The organism is Clavibacter sp. (assembly GCF_014802555.1).
Taxonomy (GTDB): Bacteria; Actinomycetota; Actinomycetes; order Actinomycetales; family Microbacteriaceae; genus Clavibacter; species Clavibacter sepedonicus.
The window spans coordinates 23,118-49,952 of record NZ_JAAVCB010000017.1 but is presented as its reverse complement, the minus strand read 5'-3'; the positions used below and the strand labels follow the sequence as shown (position 1 = coordinate 49,952).

The 26,835-nt window shown below is 72.4% G+C and carries 25 protein-coding genes, 1 tRNA gene and 2 pseudogenes; 16 read left to right on the top strand and 12 right to left on the bottom strand.

Features of this window, described 5'->3' with window-relative positions; genetic code table 11:
- Positions 1-62 precede the first annotated feature (62 nt).
- The 5 genes and pseudogenes from HDR73_RS01970 to HDR73_RS01955 all read left to right on the top strand — a co-directional run bounded on the left by HDR73_RS01970 (position 63) and on the right by HDR73_RS01955 (position 4,046).
- Positions 63-845: an L-threonylcarbamoyladenylate synthase gene (locus HDR73_RS01970; RefSeq protein ID WP_012300008.1), complete on the top strand. Its 783-nt coding sequence runs from the start codon at positions 63-65 to the stop codon at positions 843-845.
- A 365-nt stretch (positions 846-1,210) separates the two neighbouring features.
- Complete coding sequence (locus HDR73_RS01965; RefSeq protein WP_012300007.1) at positions 1,211-1,561, top strand: histone-like nucleoid-structuring protein Lsr2; 351 nt, start codon at positions 1,211-1,213, stop codon at positions 1,559-1,561.
- A 343-nt stretch (positions 1,562-1,904) separates the two neighbouring features.
- Positions 1,905-2,087: pseudogene (locus HDR73_RS16670) on the top strand (hypothetical protein); the annotation flags it as partial.
- Between the two features lie 25 nt (positions 2,088-2,112).
- A pseudogene (locus tag HDR73_RS01960) lies at positions 2,113-3,033 on the top strand (hypothetical protein); the annotation flags it as partial.
- Positions 3,034-3,281: 248 nt separating this feature from the next.
- A complete protein-coding gene (locus tag HDR73_RS01955; RefSeq protein ID WP_012300006.1) occupies positions 3,282-4,046 on the top strand; it encodes an AfsR/SARP family transcriptional regulator in 765 nt (254 codons plus the stop codon).
- 19 nt (positions 4,047-4,065) lie between these two features.
- Here the strand turns inward: HDR73_RS01955 and HDR73_RS01950 are convergent, their stop codons facing one another.
- The 4 genes from HDR73_RS01950 to HDR73_RS01935 all read right to left on the bottom strand — a co-directional run bounded on the left by HDR73_RS01950 (position 4,066) and on the right by HDR73_RS01935 (position 9,023).
- Positions 4,066-6,162, bottom strand: a complete 2,097-nt coding sequence (locus HDR73_RS01950) for a prolyl oligopeptidase family serine peptidase (RefSeq protein WP_012300005.1) — start codon at positions 6,160-6,162, stop codon at positions 4,066-4,068.
- 33 nt (positions 6,163-6,195) lie between these two features.
- On the bottom strand, positions 6,196-6,693 hold the full coding sequence (locus tag HDR73_RS01945; RefSeq protein ID WP_012039154.1) for an HNH endonuclease: 498 nt from the start codon (positions 6,691-6,693) through the stop codon (positions 6,196-6,198).
- Between the two features lie 360 nt (positions 6,694-7,053).
- Positions 7,054-7,899: a C40 family peptidase gene (locus HDR73_RS01940; protein WP_223842665.1), complete on the bottom strand. Its 846-nt coding sequence runs from the start codon at positions 7,897-7,899 to the stop codon at positions 7,054-7,056.
- 425 nt (positions 7,900-8,324) lie between these two features.
- Complete coding sequence (locus HDR73_RS01935) at positions 8,325-9,023, bottom strand: iron-dependent transcriptional repressor DtxR (RefSeq protein WP_012039156.1); 699 nt, start codon at positions 9,021-9,023, stop codon at positions 8,325-8,327.
- A 106-nt stretch (positions 9,024-9,129) separates the two neighbouring features.
- Here HDR73_RS01935 and serC point away from each other — a divergent pair, with 106 nt between their 5' ends.
- The gene (serC, locus tag HDR73_RS01930; protein WP_012300002.1) at positions 9,130-10,248 is read left to right on the top strand and encodes a phosphoserine transaminase; all 1,119 of its coding nucleotides are present in this window, start codon (positions 9,130-9,132) and stop codon (positions 10,246-10,248) included.
- 69 nt (positions 10,249-10,317) lie between these two features.
- On the opposite strand, the gene HDR73_RS01925 is transcribed toward serC, so the two are convergent.
- Both HDR73_RS01925 and HDR73_RS01920 read right to left on the bottom strand, forming a co-directional pair.
- Positions 10,318-11,052: a DUF3027 domain-containing protein gene (locus tag HDR73_RS01925; RefSeq protein WP_094146290.1), complete on the bottom strand. Its 735-nt coding sequence runs from the start codon at positions 11,050-11,052 to the stop codon at positions 10,318-10,320.
- Positions 11,045-11,428 (bottom strand): cold-shock protein, encoded by a 384-nt coding sequence (locus HDR73_RS01920; protein WP_012300000.1) that lies wholly within the window; start codon positions 11,426-11,428, stop codon positions 11,045-11,047. The genes HDR73_RS01925 and HDR73_RS01920 overlap by 8 nt, the downstream gene beginning before the upstream one ends.
- Positions 11,429-11,540: 112 nt before the next feature.
- On the opposite strand from HDR73_RS01920, the gene HDR73_RS01915 reads away from it, so the two are divergent.
- The 6 genes from HDR73_RS01915 to HDR73_RS01890 all read left to right on the top strand — a co-directional run bounded on the left by HDR73_RS01915 (position 11,541) and on the right by HDR73_RS01890 (position 18,359).
- Complete coding sequence (locus HDR73_RS01915; RefSeq protein ID WP_012299999.1) at positions 11,541-11,810, top strand: hypothetical protein; 270 nt, start codon at positions 11,541-11,543, stop codon at positions 11,808-11,810.
- Positions 11,811-11,820: 10 nt separating this feature from the next.
- On the top strand, positions 11,821-13,707 hold the full coding sequence (locus HDR73_RS01910; protein ID WP_041464717.1) for a helicase-associated domain-containing protein: 1,887 nt from the start codon (positions 11,821-11,823) through the stop codon (positions 13,705-13,707).
- 20 nt (positions 13,708-13,727) lie between these two features.
- Entirely contained in the window at positions 13,728-15,368 is a 1,641-nt protein-coding gene (locus tag HDR73_RS01905; RefSeq protein WP_012299997.1) for a DNA repair helicase XPB, read from the top strand.
- A gap of 77 nt (positions 15,369-15,445) precedes the next feature.
- Entirely contained in the window at positions 15,446-16,138 is a 693-nt protein-coding gene (locus HDR73_RS01900) for a response regulator transcription factor (protein WP_012039163.1), read from the top strand.
- 123 nt (positions 16,139-16,261) lie between these two features.
- Complete coding sequence (locus HDR73_RS01895) at positions 16,262-18,022, top strand: sensor histidine kinase (RefSeq protein ID WP_012299996.1); 1,761 nt, start codon at positions 16,262-16,264, stop codon at positions 18,020-18,022.
- A 46-nt stretch (positions 18,023-18,068) separates the two neighbouring features.
- Positions 18,069-18,359, top strand: a complete 291-nt coding sequence (locus HDR73_RS01890) for a WXG100 family type VII secretion target (protein WP_012299995.1) — start codon at positions 18,069-18,071, stop codon at positions 18,357-18,359.
- Between the two features lie 140 nt (positions 18,360-18,499).
- On the opposite strand, the gene groL is transcribed toward HDR73_RS01890, so the two are convergent.
- The 4 genes from groL to HDR73_RS01870 all read right to left on the bottom strand — a co-directional run bounded on the left by groL (position 18,500) and on the right by HDR73_RS01870 (position 21,698).
- A complete protein-coding gene (groL, locus tag HDR73_RS01885) occupies positions 18,500-20,119 on the bottom strand; it encodes a chaperonin GroEL (RefSeq protein ID WP_012039166.1) in 1,620 nt (539 codons plus the stop codon).
- Positions 20,120-20,307: 188 nt separating this feature from the next.
- Positions 20,308-20,526 carry a cold-shock protein gene (locus tag HDR73_RS01880; protein ID WP_012039167.1) on the bottom strand — a complete coding sequence of 73 codons (219 nt, stop codon included), beginning with the start codon at positions 20,524-20,526 and terminating at the stop codon, positions 20,308-20,310.
- A 236-nt stretch (positions 20,527-20,762) separates the two neighbouring features.
- The gene (locus HDR73_RS01875; RefSeq protein ID WP_012299994.1) at positions 20,763-21,335 is read right to left on the bottom strand and encodes a LytR C-terminal domain-containing protein; all 573 of its coding nucleotides are present in this window, start codon (positions 21,333-21,335) and stop codon (positions 20,763-20,765) included.
- Between the two features lie 33 nt (positions 21,336-21,368).
- Positions 21,369-21,698: a DUF3263 domain-containing protein gene (locus HDR73_RS01870; RefSeq protein ID WP_012299993.1), complete on the bottom strand. Its 330-nt coding sequence runs from the start codon at positions 21,696-21,698 to the stop codon at positions 21,369-21,371.
- A 237-nt stretch (positions 21,699-21,935) separates the two neighbouring features.
- Between HDR73_RS01870 and msrB the strand changes: the two genes are divergently transcribed.
- Entirely contained in the window at positions 21,936-22,337 is a 402-nt protein-coding gene (msrB, locus tag HDR73_RS01865) for a peptide-methionine (R)-S-oxide reductase MsrB (protein WP_012039170.1), read from the top strand.
- Positions 22,338-22,342: 5 nt separating this feature from the next.
- Positions 22,343-22,945, top strand: a complete 603-nt coding sequence (locus tag HDR73_RS01860) for a nitroreductase family protein (protein WP_086935967.1) — start codon at positions 22,343-22,345, stop codon at positions 22,943-22,945.
- Between the two features lie 14 nt (positions 22,946-22,959).
- Here HDR73_RS01860 and HDR73_RS01855 read toward each other — a convergent pair.
- A tRNA-Thr gene (locus HDR73_RS01855) sits at positions 22,960-23,032 on the bottom strand.
- A 41-nt stretch (positions 23,033-23,073) separates the two neighbouring features.
- Positions 23,074-23,991, bottom strand: coding sequence for a DsbA family protein (locus HDR73_RS01850; RefSeq protein ID WP_012299990.1), 918 nt, complete (start codon positions 23,989-23,991; stop codon positions 23,074-23,076).
- Positions 23,992-24,305: 314 nt separating this feature from the next.
- Here HDR73_RS01850 and HDR73_RS01845 point away from each other — a divergent pair, with 314 nt between their 5' ends.
- A complete protein-coding gene (locus HDR73_RS01845) occupies positions 24,306-25,406 on the top strand; it encodes an ABC transporter ATP-binding protein (protein WP_045529457.1) in 1,101 nt (366 codons plus the stop codon).
- Positions 25,407-25,507: 101 nt separating this feature from the next.
- Positions 25,508-26,812, top strand: a complete 1,305-nt coding sequence (locus tag HDR73_RS01840) for a DUF4032 domain-containing protein (protein WP_012299988.1) — start codon at positions 25,508-25,510, stop codon at positions 26,810-26,812.
- The last annotated feature ends 23 nt before the right edge of the window (positions 26,813-26,835 follow it).

The window sequence follows — 26,835 nt, the reverse complement described above, 5'->3', positions numbered from 1 at the left end:
CCCGGCCCGACGCAGGTGCGCCCCGGCGGATCCACCACGACACGCACGAGAGGCACGCCCACATGACCGACACCACCCGCATGATCCCCTGGGATGGCACGCTCGACGAGCGCGCGGCCCAGGCCCTCGAGGCGCCAGGCGGCCTCGTGGTCGCCGCCACGAAGGTCGGCTACATCCTCATGACGACCGACGGCGTCGGCCTCGAGCGCAAGTTCGACGCCAAGCAGCGCAACCGCGACAAGCCGGGCGTGGTGCTCTGCACGAGCATCGAGCAGCTGGAGCAGCTCGCGGTGCTGAACGACGAGATCCTCGCCTTCTACCAGGAGCACTGGGACGCCGACGTGCTCCTCGGCTGCATCCTCCCGTGGCGCGAGGACGCGAAGCACCTCATCCCCGACGAGGTCGCGGGCGAGCTCGCGATGGACCGCCGCGGCACGAGCTGCTTCGTGATCCGCTTCGGCCGCCCCGCCGAGCAGCTCGCCGAGCGCCTGTGGGCGAGCGGCCGCCTGTCGTTCGCGAGCTCCGCCAACCCGTCGGGCAAGGGCAACCGCGGGCGCGTCGAGGGCATCGGGGAGCGCATCGAGCAGCAGGCCGACGTCATCGTGGCGGCAGACGACTACGTCGCCTCCATCCAGCCGGGCCTCGACGAGACGAGCCGCCACGAGCAGGGAGTCATGGTGTCCATGGTCGACGCGTCCGGCGCGCTCATCCCCGAGCAGCGCGGCGAGCGCTCGGTCACCCCGAACCCGACGCTCATCCGCCGCGGTCTCGCGGTGGACGTCATCATGTCGGCGCTCGCCCGGTCGTTCCCGTCGTGGGACTACCGCCACGGCGAGTACTACTGATCCCGTCCGGATCAGCACCCGAGGGGGGGCCCGCGGAGCACGTCTCCGCGGGCCCTCCCGCATGTGCGCGCCTTGATCCGTGGTGCGCCCCTCCAATTCCTTAGGTGAGGAGACGGCGCCGCATTCCGTCGCGATATGCCGACCGTGGTCGCCCGCACGCTCCGGAAACAGCGCCGCCGACACCCGTCGGACGAGACGGAATGCGCGCGATGAGGGCGCGCGGACGTATCAGGAGACGACCTGCCCGTGGATTGTCGGACAATTCCGTCGCCGATTCACGGACGATGTCGGATTTTGCGGACGGAACAGGTATCGTGGCCCCCGTCGCATCATCTGATGCATCATCTGCAATGAGAGGAACAGACGTGGCTCGCAAGGTTGTCACCACGCTCGTCGACGACATCGACGGCGTCGTCATCGAAGAGGGAAAGGGCGAGACCGTCCCGTTCGCGCTCGACGGCGTGAATTACGAGATCGATCTCAGCGACGCCAACGCCGCGAAGCTCCGCGAGGCGCTCGACACGTACGTCGACCGCGCCCGCCGCGTCGGCCGTGCATCCACCGGCCGTTCGACCGGCACGCGCCGCTCCTCCTCCAGCGCCCCCAAGGAGGACCTCGGTGCCGCCCGCGAGTGGCTGCGCGAGCACGGCCACAAGGTCTCCGAGCGCGGCCGCATCTCCGCCGACCTGCTCGAGGAGTACCGCGCCAACAAGTAGGCGACACGACGCGCGCATCGCGCGCAGCACGTGCGAAGAGGGCCGATCCGCCAGCGGATCGGCCCTCTTCGTCGTCCCACGGGTGCCCCGTAATGAATTACGCAGCCCCGGAATAACGGGGCGGGGGGCGCGCGGCGCGCCGGGTGTCACGCGCGCGTCACGCCCGTGTCGCGGGTCGGTCGCGGGGGCGCGAGCACGCTTGCCGGGAAGAAGGAGCACCGTGCCGAAACACCTCGCATCACCCGAGACCACAATTCCCGCCCGCCGTCCGGGACGCCGCATCCGGGCGCGCGTCCTCGCCTCCGCGGGAGCTGCGCTCATCGCGCTCGTCGCCGTCGTCGGCATGACCGGGCAGGTGCAGTCCGCATCCGCCGCCGTCTCCCCCACGACCACGTCCCAGTGCAACGACACCCCGAACGGCGGAGGCGACCAGGTCGAATGCGACGTGACGGTCGTCAACGAATTGAACGTCGCCTCGCAGACGGGATCCTCGACGGTCACCACCCGCGTATGCGCCGGCGCCGCGGGAGCGGCCCCCCCTCTGCAACACCACCGTGTCGCAGCGCGACGGGATCATCATCACCGCCGTCGAGCAGTGCAACGGCGTCGCCAACGGCGGCGGCAGCAATGTCATCTGCAACGTCGACATCACCAACAACATCGTCGGCGAGAGCACAACCACGCCCGCCACGGTGAACCAGTGCATCGGCTCCGCGACCGACGGCGCCGCGGGCGGCACCGCCTGCTCGCCCGTCTCCGACACGACGGGCGCCGACGTCACGCAGTGCAACGGCTCCGGCAACGGCGGCGGCGGCGGCGGCGCGACCGTCACCTGCGCCACGAACATCAGCAACTTCGTCACCGCGGTCGTGACGCCGACTCCGACGGCGACAGCGACGCCCACCGCGACCCCCACGGTCGAGCCCACCACGCCCGCTCCGACGCCCACGGTGCCGACGCCCACCCCGACGGCGCCCACCCCCACCCCGACGGTCCCGACGCCGACGCCCACCGCGCCGACCCCGACGCCCACGGCACCGACGCCCACCCCGACGGTCCCCACGCCCACCGCAACGGCTCCGACGCCCACGCCCACGGCGCCCACCCCGACGCCCACCGCGCCGACCCCGACGCCGACGGCGCCGACGCCCACCCCGACGGTCCGGACGCCGACTGCCACCGCGCCGACCCCGACGCCGACCGTCCCGACGCCCACCGCCACGGCCCCGACGCCCACGCCGACGGTCGGCACGCCGACCCCGACCGCGGGCACGCCCACGCCGACCGCCGGGACGCCCCGACCGACCAGCACCACCGCGGCCCCGATCGTCCCCGGCGGCACGACGCCCGGCGGATCGCTGCCGGTGACGGGCTACGACCCCACGCCCACCATCGGCTGGGGCCTCGCCGCCCTGGTCCTGGGTGCGCTCGGGATGGGATGGAACGCCCGACGCCGGTCCGCCCAGCGGTAGCCGCCCAGCGGTAGCCGCCCAGCGGATCGCATGACGAAGAGCCCGACGACGCGTCGTCGGGCTCTCCGTCACGCGTAGCCCCAAAAGCACTCCCATGGTGGGCTTTCGCGTCCCAACGGATACGGTGGCCGCGATGGGGGGTGCAGGATGCATGAGCGAGACGACGGCGGATCCTTCCGCCCGGCGCGCCTCCCACCCGCCTCCGCCCGCCCTCCCGCCGGCCCCGCGGCTCACGCCGTAGCGCCGTCGTGATCCGCGTCGACGTGCTCGGCGGCTTCCGCGTCGCGGGCCTGGGCGCCGATGCGGCATCCGCCTCGACCGGGCCCGATCCGGCCGGAGCCGCCCTCTCCGACGGCACCAGGCGGCTCATCGCCGCGCTCGCGATCCGCGCCCGCCCCGCAGACCGGAGCACCCTCGCCAGCCAGCTGTGGCCCGATGCGCTGGACGGCCGCGCCGCGTCGAGCCTCCGCTCGGCCATCGCCCGCCTCGGCGACGGGGGTCGCGAGATCGTCGGCTCGGCACCCGGCGGGCTCGTGCTGCACGACGCGGTCGCCGTCGACCTCAGGACCGCCCGCGCGACGGCCGCCCGCCTGCTCGAGCCGAGGCAGGAGGAACCGGACGACGCGGACATCTCCCCTGCGGCGGTCGCCCTCTTCAGCGCCGACCTCCTGCCCGACTGGTTCGACGCCTGGCTGGAGCCCGCGGCCGAGGAGTGGCGGCACCTGCGCGTCAACGCGCTCGAGGCCCAGTCGCAGGCGCTCCTCGCCCGGTCGCGCCTGCACGAGGCGGCCGCGGCGGCACGTCGGGCGATCGACGTAGATCCGCTCCGCGAGACCGCGCAGCGCTGCCTCATCGCCGTGCACGTCGCCGCGGGCAACCGGTCCGACGCCATCCGCGCCTACGAGATCTACCGCACGCGCCTCGACCGCGAGGTGGGCCTGGAGCCGACCGCGATGCTCACCGACCTCGTGTCCGGCCTGCGCGCCCGGCCCGCCGCCCGCCGCGACGGCTGACCGCCGGCACCTCCGCCCGTCAGGCCTCCCGGCCGTCGTCGACCGACCCGCCTGCCGCGACGCCCCCGAGCCGCTCCCAGAGGAACGCGTGGATGAGCGACTGCAGCCGCGCCGTCGCGGGGTTGTCCGCGGATCCGCCGTGGCCGCCCGCCGTGTTCTCGTAGTACCAGGCGTCCTCGACCCCGGTCTCGTGCAGCAGCGCGACCATCTTCCGGGCCTGCACCGGGCCGACGCGGTCATCGCTCGTGGCCGCGTAGACCAGCGTCGGCGGGTACTCGACCCCGGCGCGGACGTTGTGGTACGGCGAGAACGTCCGGATGAAGTCCCAGTCGGACGGCACGTCCGGGTCCCCGTACTCGGCGATCCACGACGCCCCGGCCGACAGCCGCGTGTACCGCCGCATGTCGAGCAGCGGCACGCCGCAGACCACGGCGCCGAACAGCTCCGGGTAGGTCGTGAGCATGTTGCCGACCAGCAGCCCGCCGTTGCTCCGGCCCTCGCAGCCGAGGCGAGCGGGCACGGTCACGCCGCGGGTCACCAGGTCGCGCGCGACGGCCGCGAAGTCCTCGTACGCGCGATGGCGGTCCTTCCGCAGCGCAGCGCGGTGCCAGGCCGGCCCGTACTCGCCGCCGCCGCGGATGTTGGCAAGCACGTACACGCCGCCGCGCGCCAGCCAGCCGCGCCCCCTGACGCCGCTGTACGACGGCAGCAGGCTGTTCTCGAAGCCGCCGTAGCCGGACAGCAGCGTGGCCGCGGATCCGTCGAGCGGCAGGTCGCGCGGCCCCACCTGGAAGTACGGCAAGCGCGTGCCGTCGTCCGAGACGGCGAAGTGCTGCTGCACCTCGAGCCCCTCGGCGTCGAACGTGGCCGGCTGCTCCTTCACGGGTCGTGGCGCGCCCTCGCCGACCACACCGTGCAGCAGCGTCGGCGGCGTGAGGAACCCGGTCACGGCGAGCCAGTACTCGTCGGTGTCGCGGTCGGTCGCGACGACGGAGACGGAGGCGAACGGCGTCCCCACGCGCACGTCCTCCTCGCGCCAGCCGCCCGATCCGTCGGCGGTCGGCGGGGTCAGGACGCGGATCCGGCTCGCCACGTCCTCGAGCAGCGTCAGCACGAGGTGCCCCGCGGTCCAGGCCCAGTCCTCGAGGCTGCGCGAGGAGGTCGGCGCGAAGAGCACCGCGAGCTCACGGGATCCGGCGAGGAAGTCGTCGAGGCGCGCCGCCAGCAGCGATCCCGCGGGGTGCACGACGCCGCCCATCGCCATGTCGGTGCGCGGTCGCAGCACGAGCCACTCGCGGTGCAGGTCGACGTCCACGTCCTCGGGCACCTCGATCGACACCGTGCCCGCGGCCGTCAGCAGCAGCGTGCGCGACGTGAAGAAGTCGGGCACCTCGCGCACCACGTCGCGCTCGAATCCGGGCGTGGGGTCGTGCGTCACGTGCACGAGCATGTCGGTGGGTGCGACCGCGTGCACCTCCGGCGCGTCCGCCAGCGCCTGCCCGCGGCTCCAGCGGCGGGCGGTCCGGGCGTACGAGCTCTCGGTGAGGCTGCCCGGCCCGAAGTCGGTGCCGACGAAGACCGTGTCGCGGTCGATCCACGACACCATCGTCTTCGCGACCGGCACCTCGAAGCCGCCCTCGACGAAGCGCCCCGTGGTCAGGTCGAGCTCGCGGACCGCGACCGCGTCCCCGCCGTCGGGCGACAGCGACACGAGCGCCCGGTCGCGCGCCGGCGACAGCAGCTGCGCGCGGGAGAACTGCCAGGGGATCCCCTCGGCCTCGCCCAGCGCGTCCAGGTCGAGCAGCACCTCCCACTCGGGCGCGGGCGCCTGGTACTCGTCCAGCGTCGTGCGGCGCCAGAGCCCCTGGACGTGCTCGGCGTCGCGCCAGAGGTTGTAGAGGTGCTCCCCGTGACGGGTCACGTACGGGATCCGCTCGTCGGACTCGAGCACCTCGAGCAGCTCGGTCGTGAGCCCGGCCCGGGATGCCTCCGGCGACCGCCCGAGCGTGCGCTCGTTCTCGGCGCGGACCCACGCGAGAGCGCGGTCGCCGTGGATCTCCTCCAGCCAGAGGAACGGGTCGTCGGGGGCGTCGGATGCGCGAGCGTCGGCGGTCATCCCCTCAGCCTACGGAGGGGCCGGCCGCCCCGATCAGGCCGCCGGCGCCAGGAACTCGTCCCATCCGGGCGCGGGCCGCTCCATCCCGCTGACCACCCAGCCGCTCCCCTGCGGCGCCCGCGGCGGCGTGCGCAGCGTCCAGCCCATCTCCTCGGGCGTGCGGTCGCTCTTGCGGTTGTTGCACGACAGGCAGCAGGCCACGAGGTTCTCCCACGTGTCCTTGCCGCCGCGGGAGCGCGGGAGGACGTGGTCGATGGTGGTCGCGTTCCGGGCGCAGTACGCGCACCGGCCCCCGTCGCGTCGCAGCACCCCGCGGCGCGAGACGGGCACGCGGCGCGCGTGCGGGATCCGCACGTACCGCGTGAGCAGGATCACGGACGGGCGTCCCCACGCGCCGCCGTTCCCGAGGATCGGGTGCTCCTCGTCCTGGGCGAGCATGGTGGCCTTGCCGCTCAGCACGAGCACCAGGGCCCGCTTGAACGACACGACGGCGAGCGGCTCGAAGCCCGCGTTGAGTACCAGTGTGCGCACGACATCCCTCTCAGACCGGCCTGGACGGCTTCCAGGAATCCGAATGAGGCGTCCCGCCCCCGCAGAACACGCGAAGGCACCGCCGAGTGCTCGGCGATGCCTTCTAGGAGAGCGGGTGACCGCTCGGGTGGACCAGGTGGATGCCCACCCGGGGATGGTGCCGATGGCCGTGGCGCACGTGCGCATCCATGGTGCGGATGTCAGGTGCGGTGGTCATCGGGGCTCCCGGGCGGGTCGAGGGACGTCTCACCGGCCAGGGTAGCCCAGCACCCCTCGTTTGTCCCGGGGAATGCGAGAGGCCGGCGGCGCATCCCACAGGATGCGTGCCGCCGGCCTCTCGGGTCGAGCTGGTGCCGGTCGTCAGCCCAGGAGGCGGACGAAGTGCACGTTGGTGCTCCAGATCGGGCGCTCCTTGACCTGGTCGCCCGGCTTGGGCGCGTCGATGAAGATGCCGTTGCCGGTGTAGATGCCGTCGTGGCTGAAGTCGTTCCAGACCACGATATCGCCGGGGCGGGCGTCTTCGCGCGACACCACGGTGCCGGCGTTGTGCTGCGCCCGCACGGAGTGCGGCAGGTTGAGGCCGAACTGGGCGAAGACGTACTTGACGAGGCCCGAGCAGTCGAAACCGGCCGGGGTCTCACCGCCGAAGACGTAAGGGACGTCGATGTATTGGCGAGCGACGGCGGCGACGCCGCTGGCCGAGGTGCCCTGGTAGATCGGGTTCTGCGCGAGCTGGTTGGCGGATGCGCCCGTGTAGCTCGTGGCCGAGGACGCGAGCTGCGTGCGGCGCTGCTCGGCGAGGGCGGCGCGCGCGGCGGCGGCCTTCTGCGCGTTGAGGTCGGCGACGGAGGTGGCGGTGAAGCCCTCCTCCTCGACGGGGGCGGACGACGCGTTGTGGGCGGTGACGACCTGCGCGTTGGCGGCCGTGTAGTCCTGCAGCGAGGTGCCCTCGGCGGAGGAGGTGTGCTCGAGCGAGGTCCCGGCGGCGTAGGCCGGGATGGCCATGACGCCGACGAGGCCGGTGACGAAGGTCATCACGACGGCGTTGGCGGCCTTCGTGCGGCGCGAGCGGCCTGCGGGCGTCGGAGCCGGGCTCAGGCGCGGTGCGGGGGCCTGCAGCGTGCGGGTCGCGGAGTCGCGACGCGGGCGGACGGCCTTCGCGGTCTCGGCGGCGCGGAGCTCGCGGCGGGTGGGCAGACGATCCATCCCGGGTGCGGGCGGTCGAGTCGGGTCGGACGGGTTCCCGACGGAACCGCTGATGTCACCATGGGCCAAGTTGTCAACCTCCTGCGTCTCGACGCCGGACATGCTGGCGCCCCGTCCCTCCAAGGTCGTCGAGGGCTACTCATGCAGGGGACGGGTGTCGAGACGCCCTGCACCGGGCCCGGAACCTCTGTGGTGGTCGGTCGGGCCTGTTCGAGAGTAAGGGACGCGCACCCGTTTGTCATCCTGAGGGACCATATTTCTAACGAATCCATAACGGCGGACGTCATCCTCACGACGGATGCGGGACAGAACCCCCGGTGAGCGCGGCGCGCCCCGCTCGTGTGCCCCGTCCGGGGGTGGTCCTGGGGATCCGCCCACCGTCGACGTCGAGGAGCCCGGCGCCAGCGTCGGCCTCGGCGCCGGCCTCAGCGCTCGATGAAGATGTGTCCCGCGACCTCGAGCGGCAGCTCGAGCCCGGGCCCCGCGCCGTCCACCCGCACCAGGACGTAGGCGCCCTCGCGGGAGAAGGACCCGGTCGCGCCCGGCAGCACGCCGGCCTGCTTGAGCTGCGAGAGGAGCTCGGGGTCGAACTGCACGGGCTCGCCCAGCCGGCGGATCACCCCGCGCGCGGGAGCGTCCTCGGTCGTGCCGAGCGACGCCTCCACGATGCTCACGACGCCGGCCATGAACGCGACGGCGGGCGAGTCGCCCAGCTCGTCGAGCCCGGGGATGGGGTTGCCGTACGGCGACTCGGTGGGGTGCCCGAGCAGGTCGAGGATCTTCCGCTCCACCTGCTCGCTCATCACGTGCTCCCAGCGGCAGGCCTCGTCGTGGACGAACTCCCACTCGAGGCCGATCACGTCGCTGAGGAGGCGCTCGGCGAGGCGGTGCTTGCGCATCACGTGGACGGCCTTGCTGCGCCCCTCCGGGGTGAGCTCCAGGTGGCGGTCACCGCTGACGATCACGAGGCCGTCGCGCTCCATGCGCGCCACGGTCTGCGAGACGGTGGGGCCCGAGTGCCCGAGGCGCTCGGAGATGCGCGCCCGCAGGGGGACGATGGCCTCCTCCTCGAGGTCGAGGATGGTGCGGAGGTACATCTCCGTCGTGTCCACGAGATCAGTCATCGGGCCTCCCTTGCGCCAGGGACCAGCCTACTTCCCCGGGTGCCGGATGACCGGCGCGGTCCGGGACGGCCCGGGGCGGCGGCGGACGGCCCCCTACCATTGCCGCATGCCAGCCACGACGATCCCCACCGAACTGCTGCCCCTCGACGGACGATTCGGCTGCGGCCCGTCCAAGGTCCGACAGGCGCAGCTCGACCACCTCGCGCTGGCCGGGGCGCAGATCCTCGGCACGTCCCACCGCCAGGCGCCCGTGAAGGACATGGTCGGACGCGTCCGCGCCGGGCTCTCCCGGCTCTTCCGCCTCCCCGACGGCTACGAGGTCGTCCTCGGCAACGGCGGCTCGACCGCGTTCTGGGACGCCGCGGCCTTCTCCCTCATCGAGCGCCGCAGCCAGAACCTCGTGTTCGGCGAGTTCGGGGGCAAGTTCGCGAAGGCCGCCACGGCGCCCTTCCTCGAGGCGCCCGACGTGATCCGCGCCGAGCCCGGCAGCCGCGCCTCCGCGAACCCGGTGGAGGGCGTCGACGTCTACGCGTGGCCGCACAACGAGACCTCGACCGGCGTCATGGCGCCCGTCACGCGCGTCCACGGCGACGAGGGCGCCCTCACCGTCGTCGACGCGACGAGCGCGGCCGGGGGCATCGACTTCGACGCCGCGCAGGCCGACGTCTACTACTTCGCCCCGCAGAAGAACCTCGCGAGCGACGGCGGCGTCTGGCTCGCGCTCTTCTCCCCCGCGGCCCTCGAGCGCGTGGAGCGCATCGCCGCGTCCGGCCGGTGGATCCCCGAGTTCCTCAGCCTGAAGAACGCCGTCGACAACTCGCGCCTGGACCAGACGCTGAACACCCCGGCGCTCGCCACGCTCCTCATGCTCGAGGACCAGCTGGACTGGATCGAGCGCGCCGGCGGGCTGGCGTGGGCGGATGCGCGCACGCGCGAGTCGTCCTCCGTCCTCTACGACTGGGCGGAGCGCGCGGAGTACGCGCGGCCGTTCGTGACGGATCCCGCGCACCGCTCGCAGGTGGTGGTGACCATGGACTTCGACGACTCGATCGACGCCGCCGGGGTCGCCAAGACGCTCCGCGCCAACGGCATCGTCGACACGGAGCCGTACCGGAAGCTCGGGCGCAACCAGCTGCGGGTGGCGACCTTCACGGCCATCGAGCCGGACGACGTGCGCGCCCTGGTGCGCTGCATCGAGTTCGTGGTGGAGCAGGGCGCGGGCTGATCACGCCCCGGAGACGATGACGGCGGCGGCCCCCGAGGGGACCGCCGCCGTCGTCATGCGGCATGAGGGTCAGCGATCGGCACCGTCGAAGCTCGTGTCGTCGTCATCGTCATCGTCATCGTCGTCATCGTCATCGTCGTCATCGTCATCGTCGTCATCGTCATCGTCATCGTCATCGTCGTCGTCGTCGTCGTGATCGTCCGAGGCCGGGGCCTCGAAGTCGACACCGTCGAGGACGTCGTCCGTGTCCTCCGCGTCCTCCGCGGGGTCGTCGTCGTCGTCCTCGGCGCCCTCCGCCGCGAGGCGCTCGGCCTCCTGCTCGGCCTCGACGCCGGCGAGCCGGTCGGACCACGGAAGCCACTCGGGTGAGAGCAGCGCGCCCTCGCCGGGCATCAGCTCGGCCTCGAGCACGGTCGGGGCCGCGTCGTCGACCCGGGCCAGCGTCACGGTCCAGAACCAGCCGGGGTAGCCGGGCATCGTGTTCGCGAAGAGCAGCGACAGCACGCGGTCTCCCTCGACGATCGACCCGGCCGGCTCGCCGACGGTGTCGGCCGGCGTGATCTCGAGCAGGGCGGCACGCGCGAGGTCCACGGCCGCGAGGAGCTCGGCGTCGGGCACGGCCGGCTCGGCGGGCGCGGCGACCTCCGTCGCGGGGGCGGTGACCTCCCCGGTCGCGTCCGCCACCGTGACGTCGGCCGCGGTCACGTCGGTCACGTCGGCCGCGGTCACGTCGTCGTCCGTCGCGGCGGCATCCGCCGTCGTCTCGTCCGTCATCGTCACCTCGTCTTCCCGCGGCTCAGGCATCGAGCTCCTCCGCGACCCGGCGCAGCAGCGCCGCGATCTTCCGACCGTGGGCCTCGTCGGGGTAGCGGCCTCGCTTGAGGCCGGTGCCGATCCCGTCGAGCACCTTCACGAGGTCCTCGACGATGACGGCCATGTCGTCGGCGGGCTTGCGGGACATGCGGGCCAGCGAGGGCGGGGCGTCGAGGATCCGCGCGGAGAGGGCCTGCGCGCCGCGCTTGCCGTCCGCGATGCCGAACTCCAGCCGGGTGCCGGCCTTCACGCCGGCGACGCCCGAGGGCAGGGCCGACGCGTGCAGGAAGACCTCCTGGCCGTCGTCCGAGCTGATGAACCCGAACCCCTTGTCCTCGTCGTAGAACTTCACCTTGCCGGTGGGCATGCGATCCTCTTCCCTCGCCCCGGAGGGGCTCGATGTGCTGGTGGGCGGTCCAGTCTATTCGCCGGGTCCCGCCCGACGCGCCCGGGTGCACGCCACGGCGTAGTCTGAGCGGATGGCATCCGAGACCGCACCGAGCGAGGGACGGGTCGAGCGCATCCTCGCCTACATGCTCGCCGGCATCCTCCTGATCGCCGTGCTGAGCATCCTCGCGATCCTGCTGGCGCCGCTCATCGCCGTCGACGCGTCGCAGTACAGCACCCCGATGTGGCAGGTCATCCTGCTGCTCCCGGCCGTGGGGATCCCCATCGCCGCGCTCCTCTTCATCGCGATCCTGATCATCAGCGTCCGTCGCCGTCGTCGCATGGACGGCACGTCCCGCTAGCGGGACGACCATGACCGACGCCCTCGTGCTCGCGGCCCGCCTCCGCGCGCTCGGCGACGCATCGCTCGCCGCCCTCGTCCGCGACCGCGGCATCGACGCCGCGCGCATCGCCGACCTCTTCGACCTCGCGGACGCCCTGCTCAGCCCGGACGCCGTCGCGGGCGCGCTGGAGCAGCTCGACCGCACGGCGCTGGCCGTCCTCGCGGTCGCCGCAGAGGAGGGGGCTCCCACGAGGCCCGTCCCCCTCGACGCGATCCGTGACTCGCTGGCCCGCCGCTCGGGCGAGGACCCGCTGGATCCCGCGGGTCTGACGGGCGCCGCCCGCCGCGCCGCGGACACGCTCCTCGCCTCGCTCGGCGACGCGGGCCTCACGACGCATCAGGAGGTCGCGGTCGCCCTCGCGGCATGGCCGGCTGCCGGCCTGCCCGGGACGGACGAGCTGGCGCGGTTGACACCGCCCGCCCCGCTCGCCGCCGTGCCGCGCGTCGACCCCGAGGAGGTCGACGCGCACGCGGGCGAGAGCGCCTTCCGCTCGGTCGTCGCCGTCGCCGCCCTCATCGACGAGCTGACGCGCGAGCCGGCACGCGAGCTGAGCCGCGGCGGCATGTCCCTGCCCGACGCCCGCCGCCTGGCGGGCGCGCTCGGCGTCGACCTCGACGACGTCCCCGTCTACCTGTCGCTCGCTGGCCGCGCGGCGCTCGTGGCCCGGTCCGGCCGCACCTGGTCGGCTGCGGCGGCATCGGCCGCGTGGTCGGGTCGACCGACCGTGGAGCGGTGGGAGTCGCTCTCCGCGGCCTGGCTGGACGCGCTGGCGCCCGCCACCCGCGTCATCCTCGCCGAGCGCACCGACGCGTCCTGGGGAGCGGGCCTCGTCGACAGCGTCCTCTGGCGCTTCCCCGGCGGATCCGCCTGGATCGGCGAGCGCATCACCGCCTTCACGCGCGACGCCGGGCTCCTCGGCATCACGACGGGCGACGTCCCCAGCTCCGCGGGCCGCGCGCTCCTCACGACGGGATCCGCGGCCGCGGCCGCCGCCCTCGCGCCGCACCTGCCCGCCGAGGTCGACCGGGTCTACCTGCAGCACGACCTCACGGTCGTCTCGCCCGGCCCGCTCGACGCCGCGGTCGAGTCGCGCCTCCTCTCCGTCGCCGACGCGGAGGGGCGGGGACTGGCGGCCACGTACCGGATCTCCGCGGCGTCCGTCACGCGGGCCCTCGCGTCCGGGGCGACGGTCGAGGGCATCCGCTCCTTGCTCGCGGAGGTCGCTCTGACCGGCATCCCGCAGCCCCTCGACTACCTCATCGACGAGGCCGCCGCGCGCTTCGGCCGCCTCCGCGTCCGCCCGGCGTCGCCCTCCGACGCGGCCCCGGACGCCCGGACCGCGGTCGTCTCCGAGGACGGGCCGCTGCTCGCCACCCTCCTGGTCGACCGCGACCTCGCGCCGCTCCGGCTCGTGCGCGCGGGCGACTCCGTGCTCACCTCCGCCGCGTCGCCCGACGCCGTCGAGCGCGCGCTCGCGGCCGCCCGGCTCGCCCCTGTCCGAGAGGACGCCGAGGGGCGCCGCCTCGCGCCCGCCCCGCCGACCACCCCGACGCCGCATGCCGACGCGCATCCCGAGCCCGACGCGGCGGACGCCCTCGTGTCCCGCGTCCGCGCGGCGGACGGCCCCGACGACGGCGCTGCCTGGACGACGCGCCAGCTCGAGGTGGCGATCCGCGCCAAGGCCGCGCTCCACGTCCGCGTGCGCATGCCGGACGGCCGCGAGGTGGATCACGTGCTCGAGCCCTCCAGCGTGGCCGGCGGCCGGCTGCGCGCCCGCGACCGCGTCGCCGACGTCGAGCGCACCCTGCCCCTTTCCAGCATCGTCGCCGTCTCGCCCGGGCCGGCGACCGCGTGAGCGCGCCTAGGCTGGCGGGCATGCCCGACGGCCCCCTCATCGTCCAGAGCGACCGCACCGTCCTCCTCGAGGTCGCCCACGCAGACGCCGAGGACGCGCGCCACGACCTCGCCGTCTTCGCCGAGCTGGAGCGCGCACCGGAGCACATCCACACGTACCGGATCACCCGGCTCGGCCTCTGGAACGCGCGCGCGGCCGGCCACACGGCCGAGGACATGCTCGCGACGCTCGAGCGCTACTCCCGCTTCCCCGTGCCGCAGTCGGTGACGGTGGACGTGACGGACACCGTCGGCCGCTACGGCCGCCTGGTCATCGGGCGCGACGCCGACGGCGAGCTGCAGATCTCGAGCACGGAATCCGCGGTCCTCTCCGAGGTCGCGAGCTCCCGCCGCATCGCGCCGCTGCTCACCGAGCGCGTGGACGCGACGACCTACCGCGTGCAGGCCTGGGCGCGCGGGCAGCTCAAGCAGGAGCTCGTGAAGATCGGCTGGCCCGCCGAGGACCTGGCCGGCTACACGCCCGGCACGCCCCACGACATGGCGCTCGTGGAGGACGGCTGGACGCTGCGCGGCTACCAGAACGACGCGGTCGACCACTTCCTCGACGGGGGATCCGGCGTGGTCGTCCTCCCCTGCGGCGCCGGCAAGACGCTCGTCGGCGCGGCCGCCATGGCCCGGGCGAAGACCACGACCCTGATCCTCGTCACGAACACGGTGTCGGCCCGCCAGTGGCGCTCCGAGCTCCTCAAGCGCACGACGCTCACCGAGGACGAGATCGGCGAGTACTCGGGCCAGTCGCGCGAGGTCAAGCCCGTCACCATCGCGACCTACCAGATCCTCACCGCCAAGAGGAAGGGCGAGTACGCCCACCTCGCGCTCCTCGACGCGCTCGACTGGGGCCTCGTGGTCTACGACGAGGTGCACCTGCTGCCCGCTCCCGTCTTCAAGCTGACCGCGGATCTCCAGGCCCGCCGCCGCCTCGGCCTCACCGCCACGCTCGTACGGGAGGACGGCCGCGAGGGCGACGTCTTCAGCCTCATCGGCCCCAAGCGGTTCGACGCGCCGTGGAAGGAGATCGAGGCGCAGGGCTTCATCTCCCCCGCCGAGTGCTTCGAGGTGCGCATCGATCTGCCCGACGACGAGCGGCTCGTCTACGCCGCGGCCGCGGACGACGAGCGCTACCGCCTCGCCGCCACCGCGCCCGCGAAGCTCGACGTGACGCGCGCCCTGGTCGAGCGGCACCGCGGCGAGAGCATCCTCGTCATCGGCCAGTACCTGGAGCAGATCGACGAGCTCTCCGAGGCGCTCGGCGCCCCGAAGCTCACGGGCGCGACGCCCGTCGCCGAGCGCGAGCGGCTGTATCAGGCGTTCCGCGACGGCACCGAGAGGGTCCTCGTCGTGAGCAAGGTCGCCAACTTCTCGGTGGACCTGCCGGACGCCACCGTCGCGATCCAGGTGTCCGGCTCGTTCGGCTCCCGGCAGGAGGAGGCCCAGCGCCTCGGCCGCCTGCTCCGCCCCGAGGCGTCCGGGCTGTCCGCGAGCTTCTACACGCTCGTCTCCCGCGACACCGTCGACCAGGACTTCGCCCAGAACCGCCAGCGCTTCCTGGCCGAGCAGGGCTACAGCTACACGATCCTCGACGCGGCCGGCATCGCCGCCTGACCCCCAGACCGCACGCGCGCGACAGCCCGGCTCGCACGTCCAGGTGGCTCCCAGCGAGCGCGCAGATACTTCATCCCATGAGCGATGGCCCGAAGATCCTTATCGTCGATGACGAGCCCAACATCCGCGACCTGCTGACCACGAGCCTCCGGTTCGCCGGGTTCGCGGTCCGCGCCGTCGGCAACGGCGCCCAGGCCATCTCGGCCGTCCTCGAGGAGGAGCCCGACCTCATCATCCTCGACGTGATGCTGCCGGACATGAACGGCTTCGGCGTCACCAAGCGCCTGCGGGCCGCCGGGTACACGGCGCCCATCCTCTTCCTCACGGCGAAGGACGACACCGAGGACAAGATCACGGGCCTCACCGTCGGCGGCGACGACTACGTCACCAAGCCGTTCAGCCTCGACGAGATCGTTGCGCGCATCAAGGCCATCCTGCGCCGCACGATGCACGCCGACGAGGACGCGATCATCCGCGCGGGCGAGCTCACGATGGACCAGGACACGCACGAGGTCCTCGTCGGCGAGGAGCCCATCGAGCTGAGCCCCACCGAGTTCAAGCTCCTGCGCTACCTCATGCTCAACCCGAACCGCGTCCTGTCGAAGGCCCAGATCCTCGACCACGTGTGGGAGTACGACTTCAACGGCGACGCCGGCATCGTCGAGTCGTACATCTCCTACCTGCGCCGCAAGCTCGACCAGCACTCCTCGGAGCCCGTCATCCAGACCAAGCGCGGCTTCGGCTACATGCTCAAGGCCGCCAAGTCCTGACCCTCGGGGGCCCCTGAGGGGTCCGCTCGATCCGAACGGCCGGTCGCTCCACGAGCGCCCGGCCGTTCGCACATGCTGGGTCGCCTATCCTCATGATTCAGGTCAGCGAGACGGGAACACGAGGTGCGGCCAGTGCACGACTACGTGTCGGACAAGTGGAACAACGTCTCCCTGCGCACCAAGATCACGAGCGTCACGGTGCTCCTGCTCCTGCTGGGCCTCCTCGTCTCGGGCGCCGGCACCATGTACCTGCTGCGGCAGCAGATGGTGAGCCAGCTCGACGCGCAGCTCCGGGTCACCATCACGCAGCTCCCGAAGGTGCTCAACACCGACGCGACGATGCCGGACACCTTCACGCAGGACGACGTGGCCACCGCGGATCCCGCCTGGTTCGTCGTGCTGCTCGACGCCCAGGGCGACGTCCTCGCCGACAACTGGACGGGCGACTCCGCCGAGCACCCGCGCGTCTTCGGCCTCGACCTGGCGCGCGCCTCCCAGATCAACAACGAGATCGTCGTCTTCTCGGACAACTCCGGCAAGAAGGCGTGGCACGGCATCGTCCGGGTGTCGCAGAACGCCTCGCCGGACGCCATGGAGTACTCGACCCTCGTCGTCGCCCGGCCGCTCGAGCAGGTCGACGACCTCGTCGCCACGTACATCGTGATCTTCGCGAGCTTCGGCCTCGCCGTGGTCGTCCTCGGCGCCGCGGTGACCCGCATGCTGGTGACCAGCACGTTCGGCCCCCTGCGCGAGGTCGAGCGCACCGCGGCCGCGATCGCGGGCGGCGACTTCAGCCAGCGCCTCGGAGGCGCCACCCCGAACACCGAGGTCGGTCGCCTGAACCGCTCCCTCAACATGATGCTCAGCCGGATCGACCGCGCCTTCGCCGACCGCGCCAAGACCATCGACCAGATGCGGCGCTTCGTCGGCGACGCCAGCCACGAGCTCCGCACGCCCCTCGTCTCGGTGCGCGGCTACGCCGAGCTGTACCGGATGGGGGCGCTGCAGACGCCCGAGGACGTCTCGCAGGCCATGGAGCGCATCGAGAAGGAGGCCATCCGCATGGGCGGGCTCGTGGAGGACCTCCTGGAGCTCGCGCGGCTCGACGAGACGAAGCCACTGCAGCTCGCGCCGGTGGACCTCTACCCCATCGCCCGCGACGCCGCCCTCGACGCGATGGCCTCCTCCCAGACCCGCACCGTCACGGCGCTGCCGCCCGTCCTTGTGAACCCGGTCGGCCCGATGCTCGACGCCGACGGCCTCGAGTCCACCCAGGACCTGTCGCCGGAGGCGCCGCGCGGCTCTGGGACGACGGCGGGCAACGACGCGACCGGCCCCATCGCCTTCGCCGGCGCCACGCTCTCCCGGTTCCGTGCCCGCCGCTCGCGCCGCCCCGGAGAGACCTCGACGGATGCCCTCTCCCCCGCCCGCCCCGGCGATGACGACGCGCGCGTCCCCGCCGAGGGCTTCGCCATGGTCCAGGCGGAGGAGAACAAGATCCGGCAGGTGGTGACCAACCTCATCGGCAACGCGGTGCGGTTCACTCCCGCGGGCAGCCCGATCGAGCTGGCCACCGTCGTGGACGAGGCCGCGCGGGAGGCGCGCATCGAGGTGCGCGACCACGGGGACGGCGTGCCCCCGCAGATCCGGGAGAAGATCTTCCAGCGCTTCTGGCGCGCCGACACGTCGCGCACGCGCGAGACCGGCGGCAGCGGGCTCGGCCTCGCCATCGTGTCGGCCATCGTCGCCGCGCACCGCGGACGGGTCGACGTCGTCGAGACGGAGGGCGGCGGGGCGACCTTCCGCGTGATCCTGCCCCTCCTCCCCAGCGCGGAGAACCCCGCGACCTCCACGCCCAGCGTCCCGCCGGCCCCCGCATCCTGATCGCCGCGTAGCCTCCGCCCGTCCCACGACGAGAAGGAGGAGACGCATGACGAGGTACCAGGTGGACAGCGAGGCCGTCCTGTCGGCCACCGCGGCCGTCCAGGGCAGCATCGGCCGCATCCAGGCGGAGGTGGCGGGCCTGCACGGCCAGCTCGCCGAGCTGCAGGGGTCGTGGTCCGGCAGCGCGGCGACGGCGTTCCAGGGCGTGGTCGCCGAGTGGAAGGGCACGCAGCAGCGCGTCGAGGAGGCGCTGGCGAGCATCAACCAGGCGTTGAGCGCCGCCGCCCGTCAGTACGCGGAGGTGGAGGAGGGCAACGCCCGCATGTTCGCGCACTAGCTGCACCCGTCATCCGGCCTCGCGGTCGGACGACCGGAGCACGACGAAGCGGGCGGCCCCGGTGAGGGACCGCCCGCTTCGTCGTGCTGTCGGTGCTGTTCGTGCTGGTGGGCGGGGCGCTTCCGCCCCGCCCGGTCGGACTAGAAGTCCATGCCACCCGTGGGGTCGCCGGCCGGGGCCGGGTTCTTCTCGGGCTTGTCGGCGACGACGGCCTCGGTCGTGAGGAACAGACCCGCGATGGAGGCGGCGTTCAGCAGAGCCGAGCGCGTGACCTTCACCGGGTCGTTGATCCCCGCGGCGAGCATGTCGACGTACTCACCCGTGGCGGCGTTGAGGCCGTGACCCGAGGGGAGGTTGCGGACGCGCTCGGCCACGACGCCCGGCTCGAGGCCCGCGTTGAGGGCGATCTGCTTGAGCGGAGCGTCGACCGCGACGCGGACGATGTTCGCGCCCGTCGCCTCGTCGCCCTCGAGCTGCAGCTTCTCGAACGCGAGCTTGCCGGCCTGGATGAGGGCGACGCCACCACCGGCGACGATGCCCTCCTCGACGGCGGCCTTCGCGTTGCGGACGGCGTCCTCGATGCGGTGCTTGCGCTCCTTGAGCTCCACCTCGGTCGCGGCGCCGGCCTTGATGACGGCCACGCCGCCGGCCAGCTTCGCGAGGCGCTCCTGGAGCTTCTCGCGGTCGTAGTCGCTGTCCGTGTTGCCGATCTCGTTGCGGATCTGCTGCACGCGGGCCGCGATCTCGGTGGCGTCGCCGCCACCCTCGACGATCGTGGTCTCGTCCTTGGTGATGACGACCTTGCGGGCCGTGCCGAGCAGGTCGAGGGTGACGTTCTCGAGCTTGAGGCCGACCTCCTCGGCGATGACCTGGCCACCGGTGAGGATGGCGATGTCCTGCAGCTGCGCCTTGCGACGGTCGCCGAAGCCGGGGGCCTTGACGGCGACCGACTTGAAGATGCCGCGGATCTTGTTGACGACGAGCGTGGCCAGGGCCTCGCCGTCGACGTCCTCGGCGATGATGAGGAGCTGCTTGCCCGACTGGATGACCTTGTCGACGATCGGCAGCAGATCCTTAATGTTCGAGATCTTCGAGTTGACGATCAGGATGTACGCGTCCTCGAACACGGCCTCCTGGCGCTCCGGGTCGGTGACGAAGTACTGCGACAGGTAGCCCTTGTCGAAGCGCATGCCCTCGGTGAGCTCGAGCTCGGTGCCGAAGGTGTTGGACTCCTCGACGGTGACCACGCCCTCCTTGCCGACCTTGTCGATCGCCTCGGCGATGATGGCGCCGATGGTGGAGTCGCCGGCGGAGATGGACGCGGTGGCGGCGATCTCCTCCTTCGTCTCGATCTCCTTCGCGGCGGCCTTGAGCTCCTCCGTGACGGCCGCGACGGCCTTCTCGATGCCGCGCTTGAGGCTGATGGGGTCGGCGCCCGCGGCGACGTTGCGGAGGCCCTCGCGGACCAGGGCCTGCGCGAGGACGGTCGCGGTGGTCGTGCCGTCACCGGCGACGTCGTCGGTCTTCTTGGCGACCTCCTTGACGAGCTCCGCGCCGATCTTCTCGAACGGGTCGTCGAGCTCGATCTCTTTGGCAATCGACACGCCGTCGTTCGTGATGGTGGGGGCGCCCCACTTCTTCTCCAGGACGACGTTGCGGCCACGCGGGCCGAGGGTCACGCGGACCGCGTCGGCCAGGATGTTCAGGCCGCGCTCGAGGCCGCGGCGGGCTTCTTCGTCAAAAGCGATGATTTTAGCCATGTGTATCTCTCGTCCCTCCCGGACGTCAGGAAAAAGCAGTCGTCTAGCACTCCCCGTGAGGGAGTGCCAGGGACGATTCTGGCACTCGCCCTACGGGAGTGCAAGCGAGCCGCTCACAGGCACGACCCCGGCATGGACAGGACGACGCCGCCCCCCGGACGGGCGGCGGCGTCGTGGTGGGCAGCTCGCTAGGCCAGCGTGACGTTCTCCGCCTGCAGGCCCTTGGAGCCCTGCCCGATCTCGAAGGCGACGCGCTGCCCCTCCTCCAGGACCTTGTAGCCGGACATCTCGATCGCCGAGTAGTGGACGAAGACGTCCTGCTGGGCAGGACCGCCCTCGACGGCGTCCACGGTGATGAACCCGAACCCCTTCTCCCCGTTGAACCACTTCACGGTGCCGTTGGCCATGTGCTTCTCCATGTGCGAATGCGCGGTGTCGGGAGCGCGGTGCCGCCACCCCCGGGTCGACCGCGGAGCCCTGCATCGGCCCCGCGCCACGCCCTCGGGACGTACGGCGCACAGCACCTGGTACGCGGCGGGCGTGCGACCAGGCAGCACGATAGACAGAGCGGACGCTGCGCCGCCGGGTTACTCCACGGGCACGGGCGCGGCGGCCGAATGCCGGGGGCCGATGCGGAGGCGGTTCAGCGCTTGGCTGCGTAGTCCGCGCCGAGCACGGCCGTGAGCTTCGACGCCTGGGCGGCCGGCACGCCCGCCGCCGGTCGGAACTGGTCGGACTGGGCGACCTCGCCCACGCCCAGCTGCGCGACGAGGCCGCGAGCGGCGCCCTCGTCCGCGGCGTCGTAGTAGTAGACGGTCGTGGTGGCGATGTCGGTGGAGCTGGCGTTCAAGCGCGATCCGATCGCCCAGCCGCTCGACTGGAGCATGGTGGCCGCGCGGGCGGACAGACCCGAGGTCCTCGTGCCGTTGAGGACCGTCACGACCATGCCGGGGACGGTGGTGGGAGCGACGGTCGGCTCCTCCGTGGGCGCCGCCTCCTCGGAGGATCCCCCGCTCGGGATGATGTCGGTGAACGAGACGCGGTCGTCGATGACGAAGAGCCCGACGACACCGAGGCCCACGAGCAGGCCGGTCGCGAGCGCCGCCCAGGCGAAGGCGCGGAGGCGGTGGTGGCGCGGTCGGGGCGCGCGATGCGCGCCGACGCGGCTCAGGTCGCCGGGGACCTCGTCGAAGCGGTCGGGAGCGTGGGAGAGCATGCGGGTCTCGTGTTTCCTCGGTGGGGCGCGGGGTCAGCGTGCGGTCGGTCGATGCGGGAGACCGGTGGGCAGGGCGCGGGCCGCGCGCGCGGCGGCGCGCGTCTCGCGGAGGCGCAGGAGGCGCCCCACGAGCAGCGGGTCGTAGGCGAGGGCCTGGCGCGTCTCGAGCAGCGAACCGAGCAGCTGGTAGTAGCGCGTGGCGGAGAGGCCGAAGGTGTGGCGGATGGCCTCCTCCTTCGCCCCGGCATGCCGCGTCCAGTCCCGCTCGAAGTCGAGGACGGCGCGGTCGCGCGCGTCGAGCTCGACGGCGGGATGCGGCCCGGTCGTCGGAGCGGTGGCGGGGCTGGTCTCGCGCTGGTCCACGGCATGCTCCTTCCCCGACATCCACCACATACTAGGTGCGCCTCGCTGAGCACCTGGCGCAGGCCCCCGGAGTGTCCCCGCAGCTCGACGGCAGGGCGGGTGCCGCCTCTCATCCGCTCGCATGCCGGGCCGGATCTTCCCCCGGATGCAGGAATCGACGAGGCCCCGGAGCGGTTGACCATGGAGGCGCGCTGGGATGCCGCCCCTAGGATCGACCAGCGAGAAAGGACCCGCACCATGGCCTACGAGATCGAGAAGACCGACGACGAGTGGCGCCAGGAGCTCTCCCCGGAGGAGTACGCGGTGCTGCGCCAGCAGGCCACCGAGCGCCCCTGGACCGGTGAGCTGCTGGACGAGGAGCGCACCGGCGTCTACGGCTGCAAGGCCTGCGGCGCCGAGCTCTTCACGAGCGACACCAAGTTCGACTCCCACTGCGGGTGGCCGAGCTTCTACGCGCCGAAGGAGAGCGACGCCGTCAAGCTGTACACCGACACGAGCCTCGGCATGAAGCGCGTCGAGGTCGTCTGCGCCCGCTGCGGATCGCACCTCGGGCATGTCTTCGACGACGCGCCGCAGACGCCCACCGGCGACCGGTTCTGCATGAACTCGGTCTCCATGTCGTTCCGCACCGCGGAGTGACCGACGTGCCGCGGCATCGGGCGGGCGGTACCGCCGACCCGTCCGAGCCCGGCACACACGCGCGCGAGCGACCCGTGCTGGAGGCGCTCCGCGGTCGGCGCTCGCGTTCGTCCGTGGGCGCCGCGTCTCCGACGCACGAGGAGCTCGTCCCGCTCGTCGCAGCGACCTCGCGGCTGGCGGACCACGGCGCGCTCCGGCCATGGCGGATCATCGAGATCCGCGGAGGAGCACGTGATCGCCTCGGCGCGGCGATGGACGAGGCCGCGGGCGATCCCGGATCGGGCAAGCACCGCAAGAAGACCCATCGCGCGAGCCTCCTCGTCGCCGTCGTGGTGTGCCGCACCCCGAGCCGCAAGGTGCCGGAGTGGGAGCAGGAGGCGGTCGCCGCCGGTGTCGCGCACGCCCTCACACTCCTGCTCGAGGAGCAGGGCTGGGGCGTGTTCTGGCGCACCGGCAGCCTGACGCGCAGCGAACCCGTGCGACGGATGCACGGCCTGCGCGACGGCGAGGACCTGCTCGGCTGGCTCTACGTCGGCGATGCGGTCGCCGACGACAAGGGACCCCGTCCGACCGTGGACGGCGAGCGGATGATCACCGTCCTCGAGTGAGGCGCGGCGTCGAGAGCCGGCCACGGGACTCGAACCCGTAACCGCCGCATTACAAGTGCGGTGCGCTACCAATTGCGCCAGGCCGGCCGACGGACCTCGCGGACCGTCGACCCATCATACGAGCCGCGCTACGGCGCGGTGGTCGGCGTCTCGCTGGGCGAGGGCGTCGGCGTGGGAGTCGTCGTGGCGTCCTGGCCGGCGGCCTGGAGCACGAACGCGGCGAACGCCTTCGCGTCGTCGGGCTGGCCCGTGTACTGGCGGTCGCCCACCACGATGATCGGCGCGCCCACCACCTTGTCGACGTTCGAGTCGGGGATGTCGCCGTCCAGGACGCGGTCGGTCGCGGCGTTGACCCACGACTGGAACCGCTGGTCGGAGATGCACTTCGCGACGTCGGACGAGCCGGCGCCCGCCTGCCCGGCGAGCTCGACGATGCGGTCGTCGCTGAGGCCCGTGCTCTGCTCGGCCGGCTGCTCGGCGAACAGCGCCGAGTTGAAGGCCCAGAAGTCGTCGGGTGCGGTGTCGGCGACGCACGCGGCCGCGTTGGCCGCTCGCAGCGAGTAGGCCTGCGACTTGCTGGTGAGGATCGCCACCGGGTGGATCTCGACGGTGGCCGCGCCGGACTGGAGCCAGCCTTCCATCTGCGCGCCGTTCGTGTCCTGGAACTCCTTGCACGCGGTGCAGAGGTAGTCGACGTAGACGCGGATGTGGGCGACGCCCGCGGCCTGCGACTCGGTCGGCACGGGATCCTGCTCGGGGTCGAGGGCCTGCGTGGGGGACGCGGCGAGGTCCTTGCCGATGAGGATGCCGTCGCTCGCCATGTTCTGGGGCCCGGGCCCCGCGGGCCGCGCGCCCTGGACGACGATGAGGCCGACTACGACGACCACGGCGACGAGGGCCGCGGCGATGCCGCCGCGGATCGCGTACCGGCCCACGACGTCGCGGCGGCGCTGCTTCATCCGGTTGAGCCGCGCCTTCTCGCGCGCGGCCTCGCGGCGTCGTCGGTGACCGCCGTGCGGTTCGTGCGCGGGCGGCGTGCCGCTCATGGATCCTCGCTCAAGGGATGGGAGTCGGGTGCGGGCGGGCTCCCGGACGACCTCAGGACTCTAGGCGGCCAGTCTGGGAAAGCGGTGACGCGGCGGGCGCGGGTACATCGCCGCAGGAGACGATACAGGCCCGCGACACCCCGTCCTCGGGTGGGGAATAGCCGCCGATCCGCATCATGCCGGGCTTCCCGCCCACAGACCCGCGTGCAATACTCAACGGGTGGTCGTCGTCGCCCACAGCGATGAGCCATATGCATCACATCCATCACCACGGATCGTCGGGCACGTACCTGCCCGTGAAGGAGAACACCGAAATGGCATCAGTAACTTTCGACAAGGCCACGCGCCTCTACCCGGGCTCGACGCGCCCCGCGGTCGACCAGATCGACCTGGAGGTCGCCGACGGCGAGTTCCTCGTCCTCGTCGGCCCCTCCGGCTGCGGCAAGTCGACCACCCTCCGCATGCTCGCGGGCCTCGAGGAGGTCAACGACGGCAACATCTTCATCGGCGACCGCAACGTCACGGACGTCCCGCCGAAGGACCGCGACATCGCGATGGTCTTCCAGAACTACGCGTTGTACCCGCACATGACGGTGGCCGAGAACATGGGCTTCGCGCTCAAGATCGCCGGCGTCGGCAAGGACGAGCGCGCCACCCGCGTCCTCGAGGCAGCCAAGCTGCTCGACCTCGAGCCGTACCTCAGCCGCAAGCCGAAGGCCCTCTCCGGCGGCCAGCGCCAGCGCGTCGCCATGGGCCGCGCCATCGTGCGCCAGCCCCAGGTGTTCCTCATGGACGAGCCGCTGTCGAACCTCGACGCCAAGCTCCGCGTCCAGACCCGCACGCAAATCGCGTCGCTCCAGCGCCGCCTCGGCGTCACCACGGTCTACGTCACGCACGACCAGACCGAGGCGCTCACCATGGGCGACCGCATCGCGGTCCTCAAGGACGGCGTCCTCCAGCAGGTCGGCACGCCGCGCGACCTGTACGAGAAGCCGCAGAACGTCTTCGTCGCCGGCTTCATCGGCTCGCCCGCGATGAACCTCTTCACGGCGAACGTTGTCGACGGCGGCGTGCAGTTCGGCACCGCCGTGGTGCCGGTCGAGCGCGACGTCCTCACCAACGCCACCGGCGGAGCGGTCACCATCGGCGTGCGTCCCGAGGACGTCGTCGTCAGCACCTCGCAGGGCCAGGGCCTCTCGGTCACGGTCGACCTCGTCGAGGAGCTCGGCGCGGACGGCTACCTCTACGGCCACACCGACATCGAGGGCAAGCGCACCGACCTCGTCGCGCGCGTCGACGGCCGCCTGCACCCGAACGCCGGCGACACCGTCTTCATCACGCCGCAGCCCGGCCACCTCCACGCCTTCGACGCCGAGAGCGGCCTCCGCCTCAACGCGCCGGTCGCCGCGGGCTGATCGAGCCGTCCCACCACCGCTGCCGCGGTCCCCTTCGCTCCCCTCGCCGGGAGCGCCGGGGCCGCGGCAGCAGCGTTTCCGGGGTCGGGTAGGGTCGCAGCATGGCCGGATCCCTGAACATCACCGCGGCGACGGTCGACCCCGCGCTCCTCGACCTGCCCTGGCAGCTGCCGCTCGACGAGTGGCCGTCCTCGGCCATCGCGACCCTCCCCAAGGGCATCTCCCGCCACCTCGTGCGCTTCGCGAACCTCTCCGGCTACGTCATCGCCATCAAGGAGACGACGGACGAGATGGCCCGCGGCGAGTACGACATGCTGCGGACGCTGCAGCGGCTCGAGATCCCCTGCGTCGAGCCCGTCGCCGTGATCATGAACCGCACCGACGAGGACGGCGACCCGCTCAAGTCGGTGCTCGTCACCCGGCACCTCAAGTTCTCGCTCCCCTACCGGGCGCTCTTCTCGCAGCAGCTGCGGCCGGACACGGCGACGCGCCTCGTCGACGCCCTGGCCGTCCTGCTCGTGCGGCTCCACATGATCGGCTTCTTCTGGGGTGACGTCTCGCTCTCGAACACGCTCTTCCGCCGGGACGCGGGCGCGTTCGCCGCCTACCTCGTGGACGCGGAGACCGGCAAGCTCTTCAACGGCGGCCTCTCCAACGGCCAGCGCGAGAACGACCTCGAGATCGCCCGTGTCAACATCGCCGGCGAGCTCATGGACCTCGAGGCCGGCGGGCGCATCGAGGAGGGCCTCGACCCGCTCGAGACGAGCACGCGGATCGTCGCGCAGTACCGCACGCTCTGGAAGGAGCTCACCGGCCGCGAGGAGTTCCCCACCTCGGAGCGCTGGCGCATCAACGAGCGCGTCGACCGCCTCAACGACCTCGGCTTCGACATCGAGGAGCTCGCGATCCGGACGACCGCGGAGGGCTCGCAGGTGCGGATCCAGCCCAAGGTCGTCGACGCCGGGCACCACCAGCGCCGACTTCTGCGCCTCACGGGCGTGGACGCGCAGGAGAACCAGGCGCGTCGGCTGCTGAACGACCTCGACTCGTACACCGCGGCGGCCGACAAGCAGGACCTCGACGAGGAGATGGTCGCGCACGAGTGGCTGGCGCGCGTGTTCGAGCCCGTAGTGCGGGCAATCCCCCGGGACCTCCGCGGCAAGCTCGAGCCGGCCGAGGTGTTCCACCAGCTGCTCGAGCACCGCTGGTACATGTCGCAGAAGACGAACCGCGACATCCCGCTCGCCGAGGCCGTGACCGCGTACGTGCAGGACATCCTCCGGCACCGCCGCGACGAGGCGACGGTCATCGACCCGCCGACCGAGTCGATCGGCGTGATCGAGGACGAGTCGGAGGTGCCGATCACCGAGGCCGAGGCCGCGGAGGACTGGCGCACCAAGGTCTGACCGCCGGGCCCCTGCGGCCTCGA

Coding starts and splice junctions, on each gene's coding strand:
- HDR73_RS01970 (WP_012300008.1), top strand. CDS start 63: ATGACCGACACCACCCGCATGATCCCCTGGGATGGCACGCTCGACGAG.
- HDR73_RS01950 (WP_012300005.1), bottom strand. CDS start 6,162: ATGACCGCCGACGCTCGCGCATCCGACGCCCCCGACGACCCGTTCCTC.
- HDR73_RS01940 (WP_223842665.1), bottom strand. CDS start 7,899: ATGGATCGTCTGCCCACCCGCCGCGAGCTCCGCGCCGCCGAGACCGCG.
- HDR73_RS01935 (WP_012039156.1), bottom strand. CDS start 9,023: ATGACTGATCTCGTGGACACGACGGAGATGTACCTCCGCACCATCCTC.
- serC (WP_012300002.1), top strand. CDS start 9,130: ATGCCAGCCACGACGATCCCCACCGAACTGCTGCCCCTCGACGGACGA.
- HDR73_RS01925 (WP_094146290.1), bottom strand. CDS start 11,052: ATGCCTGAGCCGCGGGAAGACGAGGTGACGATGACGGACGAGACGACG.
- HDR73_RS01920 (WP_012300000.1), bottom strand. CDS start 11,428: ATGCCCACCGGCAAGGTGAAGTTCTACGACGAGGACAAGGGGTTCGGG.
- HDR73_RS01915 (WP_012299999.1), top strand. CDS start 11,541: ATGGCATCCGAGACCGCACCGAGCGAGGGACGGGTCGAGCGCATCCTC.
- HDR73_RS01910 (WP_041464717.1), top strand. CDS start 11,821: ATGACCGACGCCCTCGTGCTCGCGGCCCGCCTCCGCGCGCTCGGCGAC.
- HDR73_RS01905 (WP_012299997.1), top strand. CDS start 13,728: ATGCCCGACGGCCCCCTCATCGTCCAGAGCGACCGCACCGTCCTCCTC.
- HDR73_RS01900 (WP_012039163.1), top strand. CDS start 15,446: ATGAGCGATGGCCCGAAGATCCTTATCGTCGATGACGAGCCCAACATC.
- HDR73_RS01890 (WP_012299995.1), top strand. CDS start 18,069: ATGACGAGGTACCAGGTGGACAGCGAGGCCGTCCTGTCGGCCACCGCG.
- groL (WP_012039166.1), bottom strand. CDS start 20,119: ATGGCTAAAATCATCGCTTTTGACGAAGAAGCCCGCCGCGGCCTCGAG.
- HDR73_RS01880 (WP_012039167.1), bottom strand. CDS start 20,526: ATGGCCAACGGCACCGTGAAGTGGTTCAACGGGGAGAAGGGGTTCGGG.
- HDR73_RS01875 (WP_012299994.1), bottom strand. CDS start 21,335: ATGCTCTCCCACGCTCCCGACCGCTTCGACGAGGTCCCCGGCGACCTG.
- msrB (WP_012039170.1), top strand. CDS start 21,936: ATGGCCTACGAGATCGAGAAGACCGACGACGAGTGGCGCCAGGAGCTC.
- HDR73_RS01850 (WP_012299990.1), bottom strand. CDS start 23,991: ATGAGCGGCACGCCGCCCGCGCACGAACCGCACGGCGGTCACCGACGA.
- HDR73_RS01845 (WP_045529457.1), top strand. CDS start 24,306: ATGGCATCAGTAACTTTCGACAAGGCCACGCGCCTCTACCCGGGCTCG.
- HDR73_RS01840 (WP_012299988.1), top strand. CDS start 25,508: ATGGCCGGATCCCTGAACATCACCGCGGCGACGGTCGACCCCGCGCTC.